Genomic DNA, 20731 nt, shown 5'->3' with positions numbered 1-20731 from the left:
AACATCGCCGCCGCCCTACGGCATCACGCACGCGACACCGACCGCCCCATCAACCTGCTCCTGACGGCGTGATCAACGACTTTGCCGGAGCCCTGCCCCGGGACCCGAGGAGCAGCGCCAGCATCTGACCGACCGGGCCATAGCCCACTACGGCCACGTCATAGTGATTCACGATCGCACCTCCACGCTGAGCCGGCGACCTTCAGAACGTCAGGACCTCGGCGGTGTCGGGGATGTCGTCGTGGTCCAGGGGGCCGCCGGCTTCCCGCCAGATCTCGTACGCGATCTCGCGGGCGATCTTCCCGTCCCGCATTTCGAAGTGGTGGACCAGCCTGGCGTTGAGCTTGGTCCCCACCGGGAACGGCAGGTTGGGCATCTTGTCGCCGACGACCGTGGCCTCGCCGATGTGGTCGGTGAACACGCTGGTCTCGGTGGCGACCTGCCGCAGCAGCGTGAGCTTGGCGATGTGCACCGTTTCGAAGATGTCCAGATACGCGGCCTTCACCTCGGCCGCCGTCCGGTAGACCTGCCCCCGGGAGGGGGCCTCCCACACGATGTCGTCGGTGTAGAGCGCGATGGCCTTGTCGACGTCTTCGGGGTTTTCGTTGTGGAAGTGCTCCTGGACCGCGGCGAGGTTACGGGCGATCTGGGTCTCTCGGTCCTCCACTGCTTCGGACATACGTCTCTCCATTCCTGAGGCGATTGGTGCGACGGCACAATGAGCCGCTGAACGGGACCTCGCAGATACCGATGACGAAAAGACGAGGTCACCGGGCAACGGTTGAGAAAATCTCGAAATAGCTGCACAAAGAGGGCTAGATGGCCTCTAGTGAGTCAAGGCACGGCCGCTGCGCCACGCCGGACGGCGGGTGCCACGCCGCAGTCCGACGTGGGGAGCGTCGGCGCGTACGCGCGGACGGCTCAGTTCTTGGCGTCGATCAGGACGAACAGCATGCGGCAGGGCTGGGTGGAGCGGTTGATCCAGCCGTGACTGTTGCCGCGTTGGATGAGGATGTCACCGGCCCGCATGAGGGTTTCGCTGTCATCGAATACGGCGTAGATCTCACCTTCGATGACGTAGGCGTAGTCCAGTGAGGGCGTCGTGTGCATCCCGGCGTCCCCGTCGGGATTGGCGGCGAAGTCGAGGATCCGGAAGACCGAACCACCAGCGGGCGGCAGGAGGGGGAGGTCGGCGGAGGCGGGGTCGGCGTACTCGGCCGAGTTGTCGGGGGTGCCTTCGTGGGCCCACAGGTTGAGGACGTCGACGCCGGCGTCCGGATGACTCTGCACATCGAGGTTGTTGCGGTCCTCGATGACGACGGCCTTGCCGCTGGGGTCTTCTCCGGTGACGATGCGCCGGATCGTGCTCAGTTCGTTCATTGTCAGGCCTCCACTTTTCGCCAGCTGATGAAGCTGGTGGTGTCCTTGCCGTTGATCTTCATGGACGGGGTGTCGAGTTTGAGGACATCTCCTTCGAAGATGCAGTACCTCAGAAGTTCGGCGCCGACCCAGTTGGGGAATGACGAATACCGCACCTTGTGGGTGACGCTGGAATTCACCTCGTCGACCTCGAATTCGCCCGCATAACAGATGAGGGTTTCGTAGGCCTTCTGCTTTTCGGCGGGCGTTCCCCCGTCCATGGAGTCGGTGGTGAACGGCGTTCGGTCCAGCCGCGACAGCGTCGCGGTCATCAGACCGTTCTCGGAATAGATCAGAATGCCCCCGCATTCCTCGACCGACCCGAGTGGCACCTGGACGGGGGTGTCTCCCACCCATCCTCCCCAATCGACCATCTCCCAGGCCCCGATGAGCCGATTACGCAAATCCGCCATTTTATCTCCATCTCCTTCATCGCCGGGCACTTCCCCCTTTGGTCAGTGGGGCGCCAACGGCCATCTCTGCGGCGGCGAAACCGCTCGTCACTTATTCACATGAATCGGTGATTTCTCATGTGGTGCCCGTCACGAGTGGATCTGGGCTGTGAACGTCGGCAGCAGGAACCAGCGCCACGTTGCCGCCAATGCGAATGAGCTTGGCTGCCATAGCGCTGATCATTGCCGGGTATTCTCTGACCGTCTATCCGCCGTACGCGGATCGATCCGGTCAGCGCGAGCAGTCCAACTGAACCCCTGGCCCTTCCCGCGCGGCGTTCGCACATGACGGGTTGCAACGCTGCTCTTGCGCCCGCGCGCCGCCTGCCGCCGAGTCGGCCGGAGCCAGATTGACTGTCGCGCTATTCGTCGTGAGCTGCGAGGGCCGTACGTGAGGCGGCCAAAGTCGTGGAGGGGCTGACGCCATAGCGGTCGCGGTAAGCGATCGCGAAGCGGCCCGGATGGTTGAAGCCGCACGCGTAGGCAATCTCGGTCACGTTCAGCGTTCCCGCCTCGTCGGAATCACCGAGCATCCGGTGCGCACGCTCCAACCGGATGCCACGCAGGTATGCCGACGGTGACCGACCGAATCGGCCCTTGAACCCTTCCTGCAGGGTCCGCAGGCTGACGCCGGCATACTCCGCGAGTTCAGTAATCTCCCAACACTTCTCGGGATCAGCCGCCATCGCTTGGGCAGCGACGTCCGCGGCCCGAGACCCGCGGCTCCGGCCCGGACGGAACAGGGCGCGTTGGGCGTCGTGTCGCTGTGACATCAGCAGCGAAGTGACCACCATGCGTTCGATTTCGCTGCCCAGCTGCGCAGGGACGATCCCGGAATCGCAATGATCGACGGCGGCGACCGCAGATCGCAGACAGCCCTGCCAAGCAGCATCCGGGTCAGCGAGGACAGCGAATTCGACCGGCTTGACCACCGACTCCCCGCTCAGACGTCCGAACGCCTCCTCAAGGGTGGACCTGGGGATCTTCGCCATGATTCCGGTGGTCTGCGGGGCCAGCATGATCCGTACCTGCTCGTGCGGTGACATCACATACGCCGACCCACCAGGAACACAGACCGTGGCTCCCCGGCTCGTCACTTCCACGCCGCCGTCTACCACGATGTTCAACAAGTAGTAGTTATGCGTGGCGAAGAAGTCCACCCCACCTCCGCCGTCATAAGCGTGATAGGCCAGTGTGGAGGACCCCACCTCGACGCCGTGCAGACGTATTGCGAAACTGTGACGCCAATCCGGCCGAAGGTGATGGACCGCCCACACGCGTGAGGCCTCATACTCTGCTTGTACGGGATCGCCGGTGCACACCTGAACATGGCGAGACAACGGCAATAGCTGGTTCTCACCCAAGGCAACAGCCATCGCCGTCCCCTCTCCGATGGATCGATAGTCCAAGCACACCTAGTGACTTTTGTCCACGGTAATCGAGACTTCCCGTTGCCGTTGTCACTCGATTCTCACGGTCTTCTCAGAGATGCGCGAGGACCATGATTATCAACACATGTGCAGTCCAGATCGGCCGGTGCGCCTGTGGCGGGCTCGCTGCAAACCCGCACGACGCGCCTTGTCATCGACCGCGACCACCCGCCCCTGATCCTGAGCAGCACTGACGTGCAGGCCCGGGACCGAGAACGGGAAATCCGGTACGCGAGAGCGGGTGGGATCAGCCAGGACACGGCCCACCCGAAGCGCTCTCCTGCTACGGCACGTGACTCACGAGCAGGTGCGAGTCGTACCGGCCGCCGGTGTGGACCCGGATCGCCTTGACGGCCGGGTCGGACGGCTCGCCGGTGCTGAACGGGATGTCGGGGAGGTTGCCCGCGATGTGTGCCTCGGCCGGCTGGAGGTTCCGGGCCGACAGCAGGACCTGGAGCTGTTCCCCGGCGTGCCAGAGCATGCCCAGCGGCCGGATCGGGATCTCCAGGGGGACGATCTCGCCCGGTGCGAGACGCTGCTCGCGGGAATGGGCGGGAACAGGGACCAGCGGCGTGGACGCCGCCGGGTCCAGCGCGCGGTGCGAAGCGCGGAGCTGGCCCTTGTTGCCCACCATTTCCGCCTGCGGCACGAACTCGGTCAGGCGAAGCTGCCCGTTCGTGTCGAGCTTGCGGATATAGACGTAGAGGTCGCAGTCGTCACCCTGGGTCGTCTCCACGTGGATCCGGAGCTTCAAGGGACCGGTCAGCTCGGTTTCCTCGGTGAACGTGTAGCGGAATTCGGTCGTGCCGTCCGCTGCGTCGTACGAGGTACTCGTGGTCGTCGACGGAGTGGTGTCGGACATCGTGGCGGAGCCGGCGTCAAGGTAGTACGCCTTGGGGACCGCACGGGCCAGCGGGTACTCGTTCTCCGGACGGTCGACGATGTCGGTCCCGCCCGGGTCGAGGATCGAGAGCCGCACCCGAGGGGTGTCGGTCCATCCGTTGTCCACGCCCTTGACGAAGTGGTCGAAGAAGCGCAGCAGGTCGTCCTCGTACTGGTAAAGGTCCACCCACTCGTGCCGGTTGTGGACGCGCAGCCAGCTTCGGCTCTGGTCCAGCCTGGTGAAGGCGTCGAGCGTTCCTCGGACGTGGAACGGGTTCGTCCAACTGGCCACGACGTAGGCCGGTACGTCGATGGCTTCGACGTCCGCGACCTTGCTTCGCCAGTACTCGTCGATCGTCGGATGCGCCTTCATCATCGCGCCGATGTCTTCGGTGCGGTTCCGTCCGAACGCGATGAGGCTGTCCGGGTTCACCTCGTCCGGAATGCCGCCCCACATGCAGATGTCGCGGTAGGGGTCCGTGAAGCCCTCCCACGGGGCGATGGCGGCCAGGTGGGGCGGCCGGGTCCCGGCGATCGCCCATTGGGCGGCACCGAGCCAGGAGTTGCCCGACATCGTGACCGCGTCCGCGCACCAGTCCTGGGCGGCGATCCATTCGATCGTGTCGTGGCCGTCACGGCGTTCCTGGGGGCTGAAGAACTGGATGTCGCCCTGGGAGGCGAACGTGCCGCGGGCATCGACGTTGACGACGGCGTACCCGTGCTCGCACCAGAACGCGGGATCGGGGCCCTCGAACTTCTCCAGACCGGAGGTCGCCTCCTCCGGGACACCGACCCGGTTGGGGAACAGGTCCAGGTGGAAGAAGCCACCCTGCTTTCCGTACGGGCTCCAGGCCAGGATGGCCGGAACCGGGCCGCTGTCGGCCGGCCGGAAGACGTCTGCGTACAGGATCGTGCCGTCGGACATCGGGACCTCGACGTCCCGCTCGAACACGATGTCGCAGGTCAGCTCCCGTCCGTTCGACGAGTACGTCGTGCCCTTCGGCAACAACGTCACTCCGGGCTCGAATCCGCGCCATCGAGCTGCCTCGGACTCCGGTGGAACACTCGGGCGGTACAGAACTTCGAATTCGGACGACATGGATGCGGCTCCTTTCACTGTGCTTCAACCTGCAGGAGGGCCAGTGGCGCGTCTTTCGCACAGCAGCCCTCGCCGACCAGTCACTCGCCAACAGCGACAGCGCCTGACACGCCTGCACCTCGACGAGCTGGTTCAACTCACTTGCCGGCCGCCCGATTTGGGGCAAGCCCGCACCGCCAACCCGCCGACTACGGCGCCGATATGGGTACTCCGTTCGAGGAATCCAGCGCCAGCGGATGGAAGCGGCGCCGATAGTAGACAGTCGGCGTCTGTTCGCTGGTTTCGGCGCGCGTCACGCGTCCGACCAGGATCGTGTGGTCACCGGCGGAATGGATGGCATATGTGTCGCAGGTCAGTTTGACCGCCGCGTCCGCCAGCAGTGGCAGCCCACCGTCGTCAGCTGAGAACCCGGCGTCGGCGAACTTGTCCGCTCCCCGGGTCGCAAAGCGCTTCGCCAGGTCGGTGTGTTCGTCGGAGATGATGTGTACCAGCCAGCGCTCGCCGCTGCGAAAGGCTGAGTGACATTCCGCGGTGTTGGCCAGGCATACGAGCACCAACGGCGGCCTCATCGATACCGAACAGAACGAGCTCGCCGTAAAGCCGCGCCAGGTTCCATGCTCGTCCGCGGTGGTGACGATGGTGACGCCGGAGGGGAAGCTGGACATGGCCTCTCGGAAGCGTTCCATGGTGAGAGTTTCGGTGCTGGTCATATGAGATCCTCACTCCCCGCAGGCAGTGGTCGAGGTGGGTGCTGGTGTGCGGGTAGGCGACGTCGGCCGGGTCCGGCTCCGCTGGGGTATCGGTCTTGGGGCGGATCCGGCGGGCTCTCGGTGTCCGCAAGATCTGTGCAGCACTGCCGCACTCGCGTGCCGGCGCTGATCATCCGTCGTGCGGGCGTCTGCGGCTGTACGCCTCGGCAGCAGCAACGGGAGCCGAACACGGCTCCGGTGAGCCACACTGATCGCACGACGAGCGCCCCGGCGGGCGTCAGCCCGGCCAACTGGCATGGATCCGCTGTGCTCCCGGTGTATCCCGCCTGAGACGGCACCCCGCTCGTGGTGGCGCGGAGCGGGAAGATGCGTCCCGGCCGGGAAAAGTCGCAAGGGGCGGAGCAGGTACTGGAGCGCGCGCGGATGGCGGCGCTGCGGTCGGCCGCCAAGGTGCCCATCGGGGAGACCACCGCCTCCAGGGCGACCTTTCCGGCCGCGAGGACCAGGTTCCGCCGCGGGTTCTCTTCGCGGTCAAAGGAATCGGCAGGTGCGTACATGATGGAGATTCCTTCCCGTCAGCCGGGGACCGGAGCGAACCGCCGGAACAGATCCGGCAGTTCACGATCGGCGCGGGCCAGGGGGCGCAGCACGGGGCGCCAGGAGTGTGGATAACGGGTCAGTCCGGCCGCGACGTCTTGGTGCGACCGGGCCACGGTGCCGAGCAGGTCATCCGGCCCAGGGGGAGGTGCGTCGTCAGGCAAGGCGCCATGGCTGACCATCTCGGCAAGGATCATGTCTTGGCCATGCTCGGTGTCAGTAGTAACGCGGTGATAGGCGTAGACAGCCGGAAGTGCCCCTGCCCCGGCAGAGATTCGCTGCTGAGCGGCATGCGCTCGCCCGAACGGCATCATCGACAGCACGAGTGCGTCGGCCTGCGCGGCTCCGAGGGAGATCATGCGGGGTCCCATGCCGCCCACCGCCAGGCGCAACTCCGGGATGGCCGAGCGCACCTGCTCGAGCCCAGCCTTGACCAGGCCCAGCGGGCGCTCGCGGGCAGCACCGCTGCCCAGACCGAGGATCGCCCGACGGACGTCGAAGGACAGTCCGGAGAGCCGCTCGCTCAGCCGTCCCGGCGGGTGCAGATCCAGCGGGATCACTCCGATGCCCACGTCGATGCGCTCGGTACCGGCTACGACGGCTTCGAGCATCGGGAAAGGATCCTGGTCGGCCCCGATCACGTTGAACCAGAAACTCGTGTAGCCCAAGGAATCCGCGAGCTGCGCGAGCTCAAGGACCCTGTTGGGGCCGGCGCGGGAATCGACGCCGATCCCCCAGGTGTGTGGCGCGGTCACTGCGTCCTCCGGAAATCAGGCGAAGATCTGGCGGATCTCGCCGACACCGTCGATACGGCTCACGAGTTCGTCCCCGGGCCGGAGGAACCGAGGCGGCTTCCGGAAGAGACCGACGCCGGACGGTGTGCCGGTGAAGATGATGTCGCCGGGACGCAGCGGCGCGACCGCGGAGAGGAACTCGATGATCGTGGGTACCGAGAAGACCATGTCGGTGGTGCGCTCGGACTGCATGGCCTGCCCGTTGAGAGAGCACTCGATCAGCACGTCGTCCGGATTGGCGAACTCGTCGAGGCTCGTCACCCATGGGCCCACCGGCGCGAAGCCCGGATACGACTTGGAGAGGCTGAACTGCGGCGCCACCCCGGCCATCTGGAGCTTCCGCTCGGAGAGGTCCTGCCCCACCGTCAGCCCGGCCACGTACGACCAGGCATCGGCGGCGGCGACGTGGTACGCCTCGCGACCGATCACCACGACAAGTTCGGTTTCCCAGTCCACATCGCCCTTGGGCACCTCGACGGTGGCGACCGGCCCGGTCAGGCTGCTCGCGAACTTGGTGAAGATCAGCGGCGTGGTCCCCGGGTCGCTGATGCCGGCTTCCGCGGCGTGCGAGTGATAGTTCAAGCCGACGGCGAAGATCTGGCCCGGCTCCGGGGTGGGGCAGCCGAGGTCGGCGTGATCGAATGGCTTGGCCTCGGCGAGGTCGGCCTCCGCGGACCAGGTCCGGAAGTCTGCCCACCTGGCGTAGACGTCCTGCGGGTCGGGTGAGAAGGCCCCCTCGCTGGCCTTCTCCACGTCCACCGCGCCTGCCTCCGTGAAGATCGTGAGCCGCCCGGACAGGTTTCCTATACGCATCGGTGTTTCTCCGCTCTCAGATCTTCTGTTTCATACCGGTCCAGTACGGCGCTCTGATCTTGCGGCGCAGTACCTTCCCGGCCGGACTGCGCGGCAGGGTGTCGAGGAAGTCGATCTTCTTCGGGGAGCGCACGGGTCCCAGTTCGGCGCGGCACAGGGCGATCAGTTCGTCACCGTCGACAGTGCTGCCCGGTACGAGCTCGACGACGGCGGTGACGGCCTCGCCCCAGTCCGGGTGCGGCGCGCCGACGACAGCGCAGTCCTGCACCGCGGAATGGCTTAGGAGGACCTTCTCCACCTCCGCGGGGTAGACGTTGAATCCCCCGGAGATGATCACGTCCTTCTTGCGGTCGGTGATGTGCAGGAACCCCTCGTGGTCGAGATGGCCGACGTCTCCGGTGCGCAGCCACCCGTCGACGATCGTCGAGGCGGTGGCTTCTTCGTTGCGGTAGTAGCCGGCCATGACGAGGTCACCTTGCACACAGATTTCCCCGGCTTCTCCGGGCCCGCACTCATGGCCCTTCTCGTCGAATATCCGAACCTTGATCAGGGGGAAGGGCCGGCCGACAGATGACAACCGCTCGTCAGGACCGATCCGGCCGTCGACGAAGTGCTCTTCGGGTCGCAGATAGGAGATGGAGGCAAAAGCCTCCACCTGACCGTATCCGCCCATCAGCACCGGGCCGAAGACCTCCAGTGCCCTGCGGAGCTTCGCCGTCGACATGGGGGCCGCGCCATAGAGCAGGTAGCGCAGGCTCGACAGGTCCCGCTCGGCCAGCCCTGGCAGTTCGAGCAGCCGGTAGATGACCGTGGGCGGCAGGAAGAGCTCGGTGACCCGGTGCTGCTCGATCGCGTCGGCCAGGACATCTGGCGCAGGTTTCGCCAGCAGCACCACCGTGCCACCACGGGCCAGCGTGGGCATGCTGAGGAAGCCCGCGGTGTGCGTGAGCGGCGCTGCCGCCAGGTTCACGATCGGATCGCCCTCGGGATAGTGGAAGGCCATCAGCATGTGCGCGAAGGCCACCGAGATGCTGCGATGGGTGATCATCGCGCCCTTCGACGGCCCAGTGGTGCCGCCGGTGGGCATGATCGCGACGACGTCCTCGGGCAGGTGTGGGGGCTCGGGATCGGTGGCCGGCCTGTCCTCCAGCCATGCCGTCAGGTCTTCGTCGAAGCACACGGCCTTTCGCACCGACGTGTCTGCAGCCAGCAGTTCCTCGATCAGGGGACGCTGACTGGAGTGGAACAGCACGAGCTCGCAGTCGAAGCGGCTGATCAGGTTGATCGTGTCGGCAGCGGGATTCGCCGCGTTGAGCGGCACCCACGTGCAGCCCGCCCGCCACAGGCCCAGTACGCAGATCATCGCCAGCGGATCGTTGGGAGAGAGCACCGCGACCTTCGAACCGCGGTCGAAGCCGTGGTCCAGCAGCGTCTGCGCGATGCGGCAGGACAGCTCTCCGGCTTCTGCGTAGCTGAAGCGGCGGTCGTCCATGACGAAGGCGGTGGCGGCCGGGGCGAGTCGCCAGCCGCGATCGAAGAAGTCGGATACCCGCATGATCAGCCTTCCAGCAGGGTGACGACTGCGACGGCTTCTTCCCCGTTCTGGTAACCGCCGCCGTTCTCCACGACGCCGATGCGGGCACCGTCAACCTGTCGGGCGCCGGCCTCGCCGCGCAGCTGGGTGACGATCTCGAAGATCTGACCGAGCCCTGTGGCGCCCAGGGGATGGCCCTTGGACTCGAGGCCACCCGAGGGGTTGATCGGGATACGACCGCCGACGGTCGTTTCACCGCGCAGGGCGGCCGGGCCGCCGTCTCCTTCAGGAACCAGCCCGAGCAGCTCGCTGAGCAGGACTTCGCCGAAGGCGGTCGCGTCGTGTACCTCGGCGACGTGCACTTCCTGCGGGCTCACGCCGGCCTGGTCATAGGCGCGGCTCGCGGTGAGCGCGGTGACGTGCCGGGAGTAGTCGCCCAGATCGCGCTCGACTCCCGTTCCGATGACGCTGCTGCGGACCCTGACAGCGCGGCGCTCGAGCCGGTCCGCGATGTCACGGCGGCAGACGATCGCGGCGGCGGCCCCGTCGGTGAGCGGCGAGCACATCGGCACGGTCAGCGGATATCCGAGCGGTCGGGCGGCCAGGATCTGCTCCACCGTCAGGTTCTTGCGGTAGTGCGCGCGCTCGTTGTGCACGGCGTGGGCGTGGTTCTTCGCCGCGACCGCCGCGATCTGCTCCTGAGTGGTGCCGTAGGCCTTCATGTGCGCGCGGGCGAAAGCCGCGTACACGTCCATGAAGGGGCTGTGGTCGCCCTCGCCCTTGTCGTCCTGTTGCCCGCCGAGCTCCACGAGCTCGGCCTGGACCCGTTCGGGATGGTGAACGTCGCTCGCCCCGTCGAAGATGCTCATGCTCTTCGCGCGGTCGTTGATGTTCATTCGCTCCACACCGACGGCGAGCGCGACATCCGCCACACCGGCCGCCACCTGGCTGCAGGCCAGAGAGAACGCCGTGGCCGCGGTGGCACACGCGTTCTCCACGTTGACGACGGGGATACCGGTCAGTCCCGCCTGTCGCAGCGCGATCTGTCCCGGGATCATGAGCTGGCCTTCCAGAGCTCCCTGCGCGGTGTTGCCGAAGAAGGCGCAGCCGATCTCGCGCTTGGTGATTCCGGCGTCGGCGAGTGCTTCCCGTACCACGGTGTCGGTCATCTCGGCGACCGACCTGTCGGGGTAGACGCCGAACTTCGTCATCGCCACGCCTGCGATGAAGACGTCGTCATACATGGCAGCCTCCCTGCTGCTTTGCGGCCTCACCGGGCCTCGGCGGCGAGCGCCGTGGCGGTCTCGGTTGCCGTCTGCGGGACACCCTGCGGAAAAATGATCAGCTTGCCGACCCGGGTGCGATCGTCGAGGAGTTGCTGCGCCGTCTGTGCTTCGTCGAGGCCGAACCGGCCGGTGACGGGAACCTGGATCACACCGCGCGCAGCGAGTTCGAACACCTGGTCGGCACGGGCCAGCAGGTCGGCGCGGCTGACGACGTAGTCGATCAGGCTCGGGCGGGACAGGTACGGTGAACCGGCACGCGAGAGCCGACGGATCTCGAAGGGTGGGACCGGGCCGCTGGTGGCGCCGTAACAGACCAGGTGTCCGCGGCGGGCGACGGCGGCGAGGCTTGCCTCGAAGGTGGCCGCCCCCACGCCGTCATAAACGACCTCGACACCCTTTCCACCGGTCAGTTCTCGTATCTTCGCAGGCAGGTTCTCGTACCCGACGACCTCCGCGGCGCCCGCGTCCCGCACGAAGTCCGCCTTGGCGTCGCTCGACGTCGTCGCGATGACCCGACCGCCTCGGTGGGTCGCCAGCTGGACCAGGAGCCTGCCCACTCCCCCGGCCGCCGCGTGGACCAGGACGTCGTCGCCCGGCCGCACCGCGTAGGTGTCGAAGCTCAGATAGTGAGCGGTGAGGCCCTGCGCGACGAGCGCGGCGGCCTGCTCGCTGGACACCTCGTCGGGGACGGGGACCCCCCACCGCGCAGGGATGGCAGCGAGCTCGGCGTAGCTTCCTTCGGTGAAGGGCCAGACGATCCGTTGTCCCGGCACGAGGTCCGTGACTTCGGTGCCTGTCTCCAGCACCGTCCCGGCGGCTTCCACGCCGGCGATGAAGGGCGGTTCCGCCGCGAGGGCACCGCTACGCGCGAGCGCGTCGTGGTAGTTGACTCCGATCGCCTCGACCGCGACGAGTACGTCAGCGGGGGCGGGCCGGGGGTCTGGTACTTCACGCAGTTCCAGAACCTCCGGACCGCCATGACAGGGAACGACGACGGCACGCACTGAGCAGCTCCTCGGGTTTACCTGGACGAAGGCGAGACCGGCTCGGCCTGCAGCTGGTGCTCGACCATGTGCCGGTAGTCGTCGCGGGCCGGGGCGAAGATGTCGAGCGCGTGGAGCGTCTCCTCGCCGAGTGCCTTCGCGGTGTGCGGGACCCCGCCGGGAATGTAGAGACACTCCCCGGGACGGACGACGTACCGGCCGAAACCGTCCAGGACCAGTTCCAGCTCGCCCGAGAAGACGAAGACAGTCTGGTCGAAGGGGTGCTGGTCGGTCGGTACGGGGGGATGGTGCGGCTTCAGCCAGATGACCTGGAAGGTCGCATGATCGGCGGTGATCGCCGCCCGGGTGAAGTACCCGTCGAGTCCAGGGAACTTGGGCAGCTCGTCCAATGCCGCGTGAAAGGGCTGGGTGGGCACGTGGACCTCCTCTTCGAAGTGCTCACGAGCGAGATGAACCCCGCTGAAACTCAGCAAACTGTAAGCAGTTTTCCTTGTCAAGGTCGAACCAGAGGGAACTATCCAGGGAAAACCTTGCGAACTGTCGTCAGTTCTGCTTGCATGACGGCATGGAAATCGAGTCGGACGACGTGCAGGCTGAACAGGGTGGCGCCATGTGGGCGTACGTTCGGGTGCGCGACGCGATCCTGTCGGGCGAGCTGCCGCCCGGGCAGCGTGTCTCCCAGGTCCAGCTCGCCGAGAGGCTGGGCATCGGGCGGCCGACGCTCCGCGAGGCACTGCGAATGCTGCAGAACGAGGGACTGATCCAGGCCGAGCACAACCGTCAAGTCCGGGTCGCTCCGCTGGAGCTGGCGGACTTCGAGCAGTTGTGCGCACTGCGGTTGACGGTCGAGCCCATGGCGGTTCGGTTGTCGGTGCCCCACCTGACCGACGCCGAGCTGACCGAGATCGCCAAGGCGGACGCGGAGAACGCACGACTGCACAAGGAGCTGGACTTCGCGGGTGCCGCCGCCGTTCACCGCTGCTTTCACGCCTGGCTGTTCCGCCACGCCGGCGACCGCATTCGCCGGATGGCCGACGACCTCTGGCGGTCGGCCGAACGCTACCGACGACTCATGGTTGGTCAGCAACACGATCTCGGCGCCCTGGCCCAGCTCGCGGACGCCGACCATGCCGCCATCCTGCGCGCGGCCCAGGAACGCGATGGCGCGACCTGCGCAGATCTAGTGGCACAGCACATTTCCAAGGTCAGCACGATCACGCTGTCGCTCATCGACAGCACCAGGGACCCATGGGTGCTGCGCACCGCGGCAGGTCGCGTCCTCGAACACCGCAAGTCCTGACCGACCTCAACTCGATTCACCCACGCAGATGCAACGACGCATATGCGTGCACACGGCCCCAGGCGGGGCACGCAGCGTGCACGCGGAAAGGGGATGCCATGACCATCGCCGACCCGAAACCCGCCTCGGTGACCGATGTCGCCGCCTCGGCGACCGCGGAGCTCCTCGAAGCCGCCCGCGAGATGCGGCCGCGACTCGCCGAGCGCGCCCCATGGGTGGAACAGAACCGGCGGATTCCCGAGGACACTCTTGAGGAACTGCACAGCGCCGGGTTCTTCCGTTACTGGATACCGCGACGGTGGGGCGGCTCGGGCGGCCCCTTGATCGGGCAGCTGCGCATCGCCGCCGAACTCGCAAAGGGCTGCCCGTCGACTGCGTGGGTGTGGACGCTCATCGGTGACGTCACGGCATTCGCGGCCACTTTTCTGACCCCTGAAGGCACTGACGCCATCTACTCCTCCTCCGACCGCCCGATGGCGGCCGGCGTGCTGACGCCCAGCGGGACCGCCCGCAAAGTCGACGGGGGCTACCGGGTCAGCGGTGCCTGGGGGTTCGCCAGTGGCAGCCTGCACGCCGACTGGATCATGGGTGGGCTCGTCGTGGTTGACGACAACGACGAGCCGGTGAATCAGGGAATCGGGTTCATGCCGGTGTCCGACGGCGAGATCAAGGACACCTGGCAGGTCGTCGGAATGCGCGGTACCGGCAGCAACACCTTCGTGGTGCAAGACGTGTTCGTACCGGACAAGTTGGTGCGGATGGCGTCGGAGATGCAGGCCACGGCGAAGGCGCTGTCGGAGGACGAGAAGGACCCCATCGACCGCATGCCGTTCGCACCGCTGTTCTCCGTCGGACTGTGCGGTCCTTTGCTCGGGGCCGCACAGGCGATACTGGAAAAGGTCAGCGCCAACGCGCACAAGCGGGGCATCACCTACTTCGACTTCGAGAAGCAGACCGATTCCGCGGTGGTGCTCGAACGGCTCGGGGAGGCGGCGGTTCGGATCGACTCCGCCTGGCTGCTGGTGGAGCGCGCCGCGTACGAACTGGAAGAGGTCACCCGGGGCGGTGAGCTGTCGTTCGAGCGTCGCGCGTGGTGCCGGGTGGCCGCCGGGCAGGCGGTGGACGAGGTCCGTATCGCTGTGGACTCCTTGATGTCCATCGCGGGCGCCTCCTCGTTCGCGGAGTCCAGCGTGCTGCAGCAGTACTGGCGGGATGTCATGGTCGGCTCCCGGCACGCCTTCCTGAGCACCCGCCCGCTGTACGAGGTCTACGGACGCGCGTACTGCCAGGTCGAGCCCAACATCACCCCGTACATCTGACATGGCCGTGGACAAGAGGGCAATCCTCCCCGACGCTCTCGCTGGGCGAGTCGCCGTGGTGACCGGCGGCAGCCGAGGTATCGGCCGGGCTCTTGTGCTCGGACTCGCCGCCGCCGGGGCAGATGTGGTGGTGGCCGGCAAGAGCGAGGTGGAACAGGAACGGCTTCCCGGCACCATTCACAGTGTCGCGGCGGAGGCGCGGAAGCTCGGCGTGCGGGCACTGGCCGTGCGGACGGACGTCCGGCATGCCGACGAAGTCGAAGGGCTCGTCGCACGTACCGTCGACGAGTTCGGCAGGATCGACATCGCGGTGAGCAACGCCGGCGCCCTGTGGTGGGAGCGGGTGATCGACACGCCGCCCCAACGATATGACCTCATGTGGCAGATCAACGTCCGTGCCGCCTTTCTGCTGGCGCATTACGCGTTGCCGCACATGGTGGACCGCCAGTGGGGGCATTTGATGATGAACTCCCCCGAACTAATCCTGGACCCCTCGCCGGGAAAAGTCGCTTACATGACGACGAAAATGGGCATGAGCAGGCTGGCGATCGGTATCGCGGCAGAACATCGCGAAGACAATATCGCCGCCAATGCGCTCTGGCCCGCCGCCCCCATCGACACGGCAGCGACCCGGAATTGGGGGTCCGACAAGATGGGCAGTCCCGGCCAGTGGCGCCGCCCGGACATCTACGTGGACGCAGCTCTGCAGATGCTCACCAGCGAACCACGCAGCTGCACGGGCCGTATGGCCACGGACGAGGAGATCCTGCGCGAGCGGGGATGGACCGAGGCGGACCTCGACGACTACTGGGTCGCGGGCCAGCGACCCGAATCACCCATGTGGATTGACTCGCGCTGGGCCGCACAAAGTACAGGCTGACAGCATTCCGTAAGCAATCGTCGACGTTGCTTCGTCGGCAGAACTGCTTACCTTTGAGTGGCTTTTGCCGTGCACTGACAATCCATGCATTTCCTCTGATTCTCCGGTTGACCATCGAAAGGATTCACGTCATGCCGATTCAGGACGAGACGAGCACCGCGGGTCTGCAGGTGTACGACGACCCGGACAACGAGCCGGCGGTGGGCACACCCGAGCATGCCTTGTGGCTCGTGCACTGGCACGTGGCCTACGAGGAGGAGAACCAGCTGGAGCAGCTGGCCCGGCTGTACTCCGACGATGTCGTCTGGGAGATGCACTTCCCCTTCGAGACCCCGCGCTTCGAGGGCAAGGAAGCGGTACTGGACAACTACCGCGGCCTGCTGTCGGTCATGCCTGACCTGGGAGGCCCCCTGCTACGGCGATACGCCACCACCGACAGCGTCTTCCTCGACCAGCTGATCAGCTACACCACGGTTATCCCCCCCGGCGTTCCGAAGGAGGGGCTGCTCGCCTCGGACATGCTGCCCGAAGGCCGGACGATGCACGGGCGCCTGTTGCACGACTTCAAGATCCGCGATGGGCTGATCGCCGAGGAAGTCGCCTTCTTCATCCCGGAGCAGATCACCGACCCCACGAGCTGAGTGTCGAGGCCGACCGGTGAACTCACCATCACGGCCTCACGCTCACCGAGGAACTGGACACCCCGCCTCGGGAATGGCAGACCGGCGGAGGCGTTCCGGTTCAGCGAACGTGCTAAACCCCGACCGTAGTCGTGGTGCACGGTGAGCTTCCGGGCAGCCTCCTCGGCTGCCCAACGGTCGACACGCTCGACCTGCCCGTGGTGATCACGGTGTCGCCCCGCCGACATCCAGGACCGCGACGCCGCACGCGACGTGCTCCGGTGGCTCCGACCGCGGCTGCGCCAGCGAACACCTCTGGCTCACTCTGAGCAGCGTCTCCCGGCCCAAAGGGGCTTCCTCGTCCCGTCCACCAATGGAAAGTCGAACGCACCACTGGCTGATGCGTGAAGTCCGCCACCACGCACGCGGCTGCGAACGGCATCCCCAGCACTCCACAGCCCATACGAATTAGGCATTCAGCACCAGGGCCCCGGTCCGCAACCACCACAACGCCGTTCACCACCTGCCGGTGCCCGCCACGGCCGGCCGCGAGCATCAACACGCGGCGGGAGCGGAGCTATCCGCTCCCGCATCCGTCATCTCACCCCGACCCGCCACAAGATCAATTATCAGGCCGTCCGGCATGCTCCGAAACAGGCGATCGAGCTTCCATCGCCGCGCGGAGCGTGATGTCCCTTCGCTCCGGACGCCGACCCAGTCGTCAGGCCGGGGTCGGATCCGCAGGGAAGAACGAGAACGCGCTCGCCGGCTCTCCGAGGTGGACGGTCCTGACGTAAGGGGTGAATACAGGGACAGGAGCGTCGGCTTCCATCTGCCAATCACTGGCATAGCGACATTCCCTTGACGAGGACTTCAGCAGCTCAACGTACTCACCGAACGAGGCGCCCTGGAACCGTCCGCCCAGAGACACTGTCCTGCTCTCACGATCGAAGACCGGGACGGGAGTATCGACTGGCATCCCCCAAGCGCTGGCGTGCGTGTTCGTCTCCCCACAATCGATCATGAAGTCCACCCAACGGGCGAAAGTCAATGCTTGATTGGTCAACATCGTCTCCCCTCGACAGACCTTGCAGCGTAGGCCGTGTTGCCACACCGCCTATCAGCCCTCACATCCTCCCCGAAGGCTCCCCTTCAAACGCAGTGGTTTGGCAGACAGACCCGAGTGTCGGCGACCTCCACAGCCGCCGGTGCCGGTGATCCGGTGCAGACGTCCAGGTCGGCCGCGGCCTGCGTGAGGTGCCGGGCCAGGACCTCGGATGCGGCGTCGGCGTCGCGGACCAGCGTCGCCGCCTCCAGCCGGCGGTGCTCGCCAACGACGTCACGGTTTGGGTCGTGATGCGCCGACCAGCGGCGAGCCAGTGCACTCACGGGCCACATCCGGTCGAAGGTCTCCAGCAGGACGGGGTTGCCACAGCCCTCCAGCAGGGTGCGGTGGAAGACCCGGTGGGCTTCGGACCATACACCGCTGTAGTGCTCGCCCTCCTCCGGCAGGTACGCCGGAGTGCGAGCCAGGCGGTGGTGAGCGGCTCGTACGCGGGCCTCCCAGTCAATGTCCCCCTGCTCGATGGACTTGCGCAGCACGACCGGTTCGATGGTCCTGCGGGCCTCCACGATCTCCTGCCGGCGGCGGTCCGAGAAGGCCGGAACGGCGAAGCCCCGGTTGTGCAGCCGGTCAGCGAGGCCCTCGCCGACCAGCCGCACAAGCGCCTCACGTACGACGGCCAGGCTCACGCCCTGCTCCTTGGCGAGGTGCTGCGGTTTGAGGGCATCGCTGGGGGCGTAGTCCCCGTGCATGATCGCGTCCCGCAAGTGTGCGTAGACCTGCTCGGAGAGCATCAACTTCCCTGGTGAGTTGGAGATGTGGGCCGTCCGAGTCATGTCTTGAGTATCAGTGCTCCACCCGATCCGGTTCTGGCTCTGGACGGTCGTCGGCATCCCCGCCGCTGTCACCGACCGCGAACTGGTTGTTCTCCATCAACCGGTCGATCTCTCCGGCCACCGGGGTCAGTGCCACCCTGTCGGGGCCTCCGACAATACGGAAGATAGAAACCGCAAGGGCGGCAACGCGGACGTCGACTTCAAGAACGTCGCCGCGAAGGCGTCGGGAACGACCGGGCGGCTCCGTTCACGGATGCCGTGATCACGCCACTCATCCGGTGGGCCCCATCCCCGCGGCTGCTGCTGCGGACAGTTTCAGTGGGGCGCCGGTCTTGGCCCGGACCTCCTCCTCGGTGACGCCCGGAGCGAGCGCCGTGAGGTGGAGGCCGTCGCGGGTCACGTCGATGGTGGCGAGGTCGGTGATGATGCGGTCGACCACGCCGGCCGCGGTCAGCGGCAGTGTGCACTCCTCGACGATCTTCGGGCTACCGTCCTTGGCGACGTGGTCGGTGAGCACCACGATCCGGCGGGCGCCGACCACCAGGTCCATGGCGCCGCCCATGCCCTTGACGAGGGCGCCGGGGATCATCCAGTTCGCGAGGTCGCCCTTCGCGCTCACCTGCAGCGCGCCCAGGACGGCGATGTCGATGTGGCCGCCGCGGATCATACCGAAGGACGTCGCGGAGTCGAAGTAGCTTCCACCGGGAATGACGGTGACCGTCTGCTTGCCCGCGTTGATGACGTCGGCGTCCTCCTCGCCCTCCCAGGGGAACGGGCCGAGGCCGAGGATGCCGTTCTCGCTCTGCAAGGTCACCCGAACGCCCTCGGGGATGTGGTTGGCCACCAGGGTCGGGATGCCGATGCCGAGATTCACATAGTTGCCGTCGCTGAGTTCTGCGGCCGCTATCGCCGCCATCTCGTCGCGTGTCCGGGACACGGTCGTCGCTCCTACACTGCGGCGGTCACGCGGGGGCGGACCGTGCGCTGCTCGATTTCCTTGGTCCGCTCGCGCGCGACCACCAGATGGTTCACGTAGACGCCGGGAGTGGCGACCAGCTCGGGGTCGATGTACTCCTCGGCGAGGTGCTCGGCCTCGGCGACGGTCACCCGGCCGCAGGTGGCCACGAGGGGATTGAAGTTTCGTGCGGCGGCCCGGTAGGTGAGGTTGCCCGCCTCGTCCGCGGTATGGGAGTGCACGAGTGCGAGGTCGGCGACGATCGCACGCTCCTGGACATGGACGTGTCCGTCGAACTCGGCGTGCGGCTTGCCCTCGGCGACGGGCGTGCCCACGCCGGTCCGCGTGTAGAAGGCGGGGATACCCGCCCCGCCGGCCCGCATGCGCTCGGCGAGCGTGCCCTGCGGGGAGAACTCCACGTCGAGAGCCTTGTCCAGGTACTGCTGGGCGAACAGCTTGTTCTCGCCGACGTACGAGGCGATCACCTTGACCACCTGACGGTTCTCCAGCAGCAGGCCGAGACCCTTGCCGTCGACCCCCATGTTGTTGGACACGACCGTAAGCCCGGTGACCCCGCTGTCCCTGACGACCTCGATCAGGTCGTACGGCACACCACAAAGACCGAACCCGCCGACCGCGATCGTCATCCCGTCGGTCAGCACGCCAGCCAGGGCCTCTGACGCGGTCCCGCGCAGCTTGGTCAACTTGCCCACGTCCTCTCCGATGCGTTCACTGTCTGAGCGCTTGAGTGAACGCTGGTCTGCCCTTGGGATGCAAGGAGCGGCGCTTCTGACGCCTGAAACCGATCGAACGGTGAGCCGACGCCGGACATGACGTCCACTGAGTGGACGTACCATGAGGACATGGACGCGACCCCGGCAGCTCATCTCGTCGGCAGGATCGGTGCGGTGCTTCGCGCGCTGTCGGGGGTCAACGAGGCCGGTGCGGGCACCGCCGAAATCGCGCGGGCGGCCAGCCTGCCGAGACCGACCGTGCACCGGCTACTCGCCTCGCTGGCGGAGGAGGGCTTCGTCGACCGCGACCGACGTAGTGGGCGTTGGTTTCTCGGCCCCGAGCTCTATCTGCTCGGCGGGGTGGCCGGAATTCGCTACGACATCACCCGCCACGCGCGCGAGAGCGTGCACCGGCTCGCGGCGCTGACGGGCGAGAGTGCGTTCTTCTCGGCCCGGCGGGGTGACGAGACGGTGTGTCTGCTGCGGGAGGACGGAGACTTCCCGATCCGTTCCTTCGTGCTGTACGAGGGTGCGCGCTTCCCGCTCGGTGTCGTGTCGGCCGGCCTGGCGGTGCTGTCGTTCCTGGATGACAGCGAGATCGACGCCTATCTGACGCGCCGGGACCTGGCCGACCGGTGGGGCCCGGCCCATGCGCCGGACGCGGTGCGCGAGCGGATCGCGCGGACCAGGACCGACGGCTACGCGGTGAACCCGGGACTCGTCGTGGAGGGCAGCTGGGGCATGGCGGCCGCAGTGTTCGACCACGCCGGGCAGCCCGCGTGGGCGCTGACCGTGACCGGTGTGGAGACCCGGTTCCGCGCCGAGCGCAGACCCGAACTCGGCACGCTGCTGCTGCGCGAGGCGCACGCGCTCGGTCGCACGCTGAACACCGGCGCGGGCACCCGACGCTGACCACCGCCTGCAATGCCCCGGCGACGGCGCACCCCGCGAACGACGGGATCAAGGACCATGCGAAGAACGAGCGGTGACCCGCTGGAACTTCG

General features: G+C 66.8%; 22 protein-coding genes. 6 read left to right on the top strand and 16 right to left on the bottom strand.

What is annotated here, in order from left to right; all coding sequences use genetic code 11:
- Positions 1–202: 202 nt before the first annotated feature.
- The 13 genes from ABZ848_RS45215 to ABZ848_RS45155 all read right to left on the bottom strand — a co-directional run bounded on the left by ABZ848_RS45215 (position 203) and on the right by ABZ848_RS45155 (position 12436).
- Positions 203–679 (bottom strand): nuclear transport factor 2 family protein, encoded by a 477-nt coding sequence (locus ABZ848_RS45215; protein WP_360841622.1) that lies wholly within the window; start codon positions 677–679, stop codon positions 203–205.
- A 242-nt stretch (positions 680–921) separates the two neighbouring features.
- Positions 922–1380 carry a cupin domain-containing protein gene (locus ABZ848_RS45210; RefSeq protein ID WP_360841621.1) on the bottom strand — a complete coding sequence of 153 codons (459 nt, stop codon included), beginning with the start codon at positions 1378–1380 and terminating at the stop codon, positions 922–924.
- A gap of 2 nt (positions 1381–1382) precedes the next feature.
- Positions 1383–1832, bottom strand: a complete 450-nt coding sequence (locus ABZ848_RS45205) for a lipocalin-like domain-containing protein (RefSeq protein ID WP_360841619.1) — start codon at positions 1830–1832, stop codon at positions 1383–1385.
- Between the two features lie 401 nt (positions 1833–2233).
- Positions 2234–3247: an AraC family transcriptional regulator gene (locus tag ABZ848_RS45200; RefSeq protein WP_360841618.1), complete on the bottom strand. Its 1014-nt coding sequence runs from the start codon at positions 3245–3247 to the stop codon at positions 2234–2236.
- Between the two features lie 337 nt (positions 3248–3584).
- The gene (locus tag ABZ848_RS45195) at positions 3585–5282 is read right to left on the bottom strand and encodes a CocE/NonD family hydrolase (protein ID WP_360841617.1); all 1698 of its coding nucleotides are present in this window, start codon (positions 5280–5282) and stop codon (positions 3585–3587) included.
- 188 nt (positions 5283–5470) lie between these two features.
- Positions 5471–5992 (bottom strand): flavin reductase family protein, encoded by a 522-nt coding sequence (locus ABZ848_RS45190; protein WP_360841615.1) that lies wholly within the window; start codon positions 5990–5992, stop codon positions 5471–5473.
- Entirely contained in the window at positions 5989–6549 is a 561-nt protein-coding gene (locus ABZ848_RS45185) for a 3,4-dihydroxy-2-butanone-4-phosphate synthase (protein ID WP_360841613.1), read from the bottom strand. The genes ABZ848_RS45190 and ABZ848_RS45185 overlap by 4 nt, the downstream gene beginning before the upstream one ends.
- A gap of 18 nt (positions 6550–6567) precedes the next feature.
- Positions 6568–7344, bottom strand: a complete 777-nt coding sequence (locus ABZ848_RS45180) for an LLM class flavin-dependent oxidoreductase (protein WP_360841612.1) — start codon at positions 7342–7344, stop codon at positions 6568–6570.
- A 15-nt stretch (positions 7345–7359) separates the two neighbouring features.
- Positions 7360–8196: a fumarylacetoacetate hydrolase family protein gene (locus ABZ848_RS45175; RefSeq protein WP_360841610.1), complete on the bottom strand. Its 837-nt coding sequence runs from the start codon at positions 8194–8196 to the stop codon at positions 7360–7362.
- A 16-nt stretch (positions 8197–8212) separates the two neighbouring features.
- Complete coding sequence (locus ABZ848_RS45170) at positions 8213–9751, bottom strand: AMP-binding protein (RefSeq protein ID WP_360841609.1); 1539 nt, start codon at positions 9749–9751, stop codon at positions 8213–8215.
- A 2-nt stretch (positions 9752–9753) separates the two neighbouring features.
- Positions 9754–10974 carry a thiolase family protein gene (locus ABZ848_RS45165; protein ID WP_360841608.1) on the bottom strand — a complete coding sequence of 407 codons (1221 nt, stop codon included), beginning with the start codon at positions 10972–10974 and terminating at the stop codon, positions 9754–9756.
- A 26-nt stretch (positions 10975–11000) separates the two neighbouring features.
- On the bottom strand, positions 11001–12020 hold the full coding sequence (locus ABZ848_RS45160) for a quinone oxidoreductase (protein WP_360841606.1): 1020 nt from the start codon (positions 12018–12020) through the stop codon (positions 11001–11003).
- 17 nt (positions 12021–12037) lie between these two features.
- On the bottom strand, positions 12038–12436 hold the full coding sequence (locus ABZ848_RS45155) for a cupin domain-containing protein (RefSeq protein ID WP_360841604.1): 399 nt from the start codon (positions 12434–12436) through the stop codon (positions 12038–12040).
- Between the two features lie 149 nt (positions 12437–12585).
- On the opposite strand from ABZ848_RS45155, the gene ABZ848_RS45150 reads away from it, so the two are divergent.
- The 4 genes from ABZ848_RS45150 (at position 12586) to ABZ848_RS45135 (ending at position 16160) form a co-directional block, all read left to right on the top strand.
- A complete protein-coding gene (locus ABZ848_RS45150; protein WP_360841602.1) occupies positions 12586–13320 on the top strand; it encodes a GntR family transcriptional regulator in 735 nt (244 codons plus the stop codon).
- Between the two features lie 98 nt (positions 13321–13418).
- Positions 13419–14639 carry an acyl-CoA dehydrogenase family protein gene (locus ABZ848_RS45145; RefSeq protein ID WP_360841600.1) on the top strand — a complete coding sequence of 407 codons (1221 nt, stop codon included), beginning with the start codon at positions 13419–13421 and terminating at the stop codon, positions 14637–14639.
- Between the two features lies 1 nt (position 14640).
- Complete coding sequence (locus ABZ848_RS45140) at positions 14641–15519, top strand: SDR family oxidoreductase (protein WP_360841598.1); 879 nt, start codon at positions 14641–14643, stop codon at positions 15517–15519.
- A 131-nt stretch (positions 15520–15650) separates the two neighbouring features.
- Entirely contained in the window at positions 15651–16160 is a 510-nt protein-coding gene (locus ABZ848_RS45135; protein WP_360841596.1) for a nuclear transport factor 2 family protein, read from the top strand.
- Positions 16161–17291: 1131 nt separating this feature from the next.
- Here the strand turns inward: ABZ848_RS45135 and ABZ848_RS45130 are convergent.
- Complete coding sequence (locus tag ABZ848_RS45130) at positions 17292–18038, bottom strand: GntR family transcriptional regulator (protein WP_360841594.1); 747 nt, start codon at positions 18036–18038, stop codon at positions 17292–17294.
- 13 nt (positions 18039–18051) lie between these two features.
- Here ABZ848_RS45130 and ABZ848_RS45125 point away from each other — a divergent pair, with 13 nt between their 5' ends.
- Positions 18052–18300: a hypothetical protein gene (locus ABZ848_RS45125; RefSeq protein WP_360841593.1), complete on the top strand. Its 249-nt coding sequence runs from the start codon at positions 18052–18054 to the stop codon at positions 18298–18300.
- A gap of 9 nt (positions 18301–18309) precedes the next feature.
- Here ABZ848_RS45125 and ABZ848_RS45120 read toward each other — a convergent pair whose 3' ends face one another.
- Together ABZ848_RS45120 and ABZ848_RS45115 are read right to left on the bottom strand one after the other, a co-directional pair.
- Complete coding sequence (locus tag ABZ848_RS45120) at positions 18310–18975, bottom strand: CoA transferase subunit B (RefSeq protein WP_360841592.1); 666 nt, start codon at positions 18973–18975, stop codon at positions 18310–18312.
- Positions 18976–18986: 11 nt separating this feature from the next.
- Complete coding sequence (locus ABZ848_RS45115) at positions 18987–19706, bottom strand: CoA transferase subunit A (RefSeq protein ID WP_360841590.1); 720 nt, start codon at positions 19704–19706, stop codon at positions 18987–18989.
- 150 nt (positions 19707–19856) lie between these two features.
- Here ABZ848_RS45115 and ABZ848_RS45110 point away from each other — a divergent pair, with 150 nt between their 5' ends.
- On the top strand, positions 19857–20639 hold the full coding sequence (locus tag ABZ848_RS45110) for an IclR family transcriptional regulator (protein ID WP_360841589.1): 783 nt from the start codon (positions 19857–19859) through the stop codon (positions 20637–20639).
- The last annotated feature ends 92 nt before the right edge of the window (positions 20640–20731 follow it).

Origin of the sequence: Streptomyces sp. NPDC047081 (genome assembly GCF_040643775.1) — a bacterium.
Classification (GTDB): Bacteria; Actinomycetota; Actinomycetes; order Streptomycetales; family Streptomycetaceae; genus Streptomyces.
The sequence above is the reverse complement of the archived record's forward strand: the minus strand, read 5'-3'. Positions and strand labels throughout refer to the sequence as shown.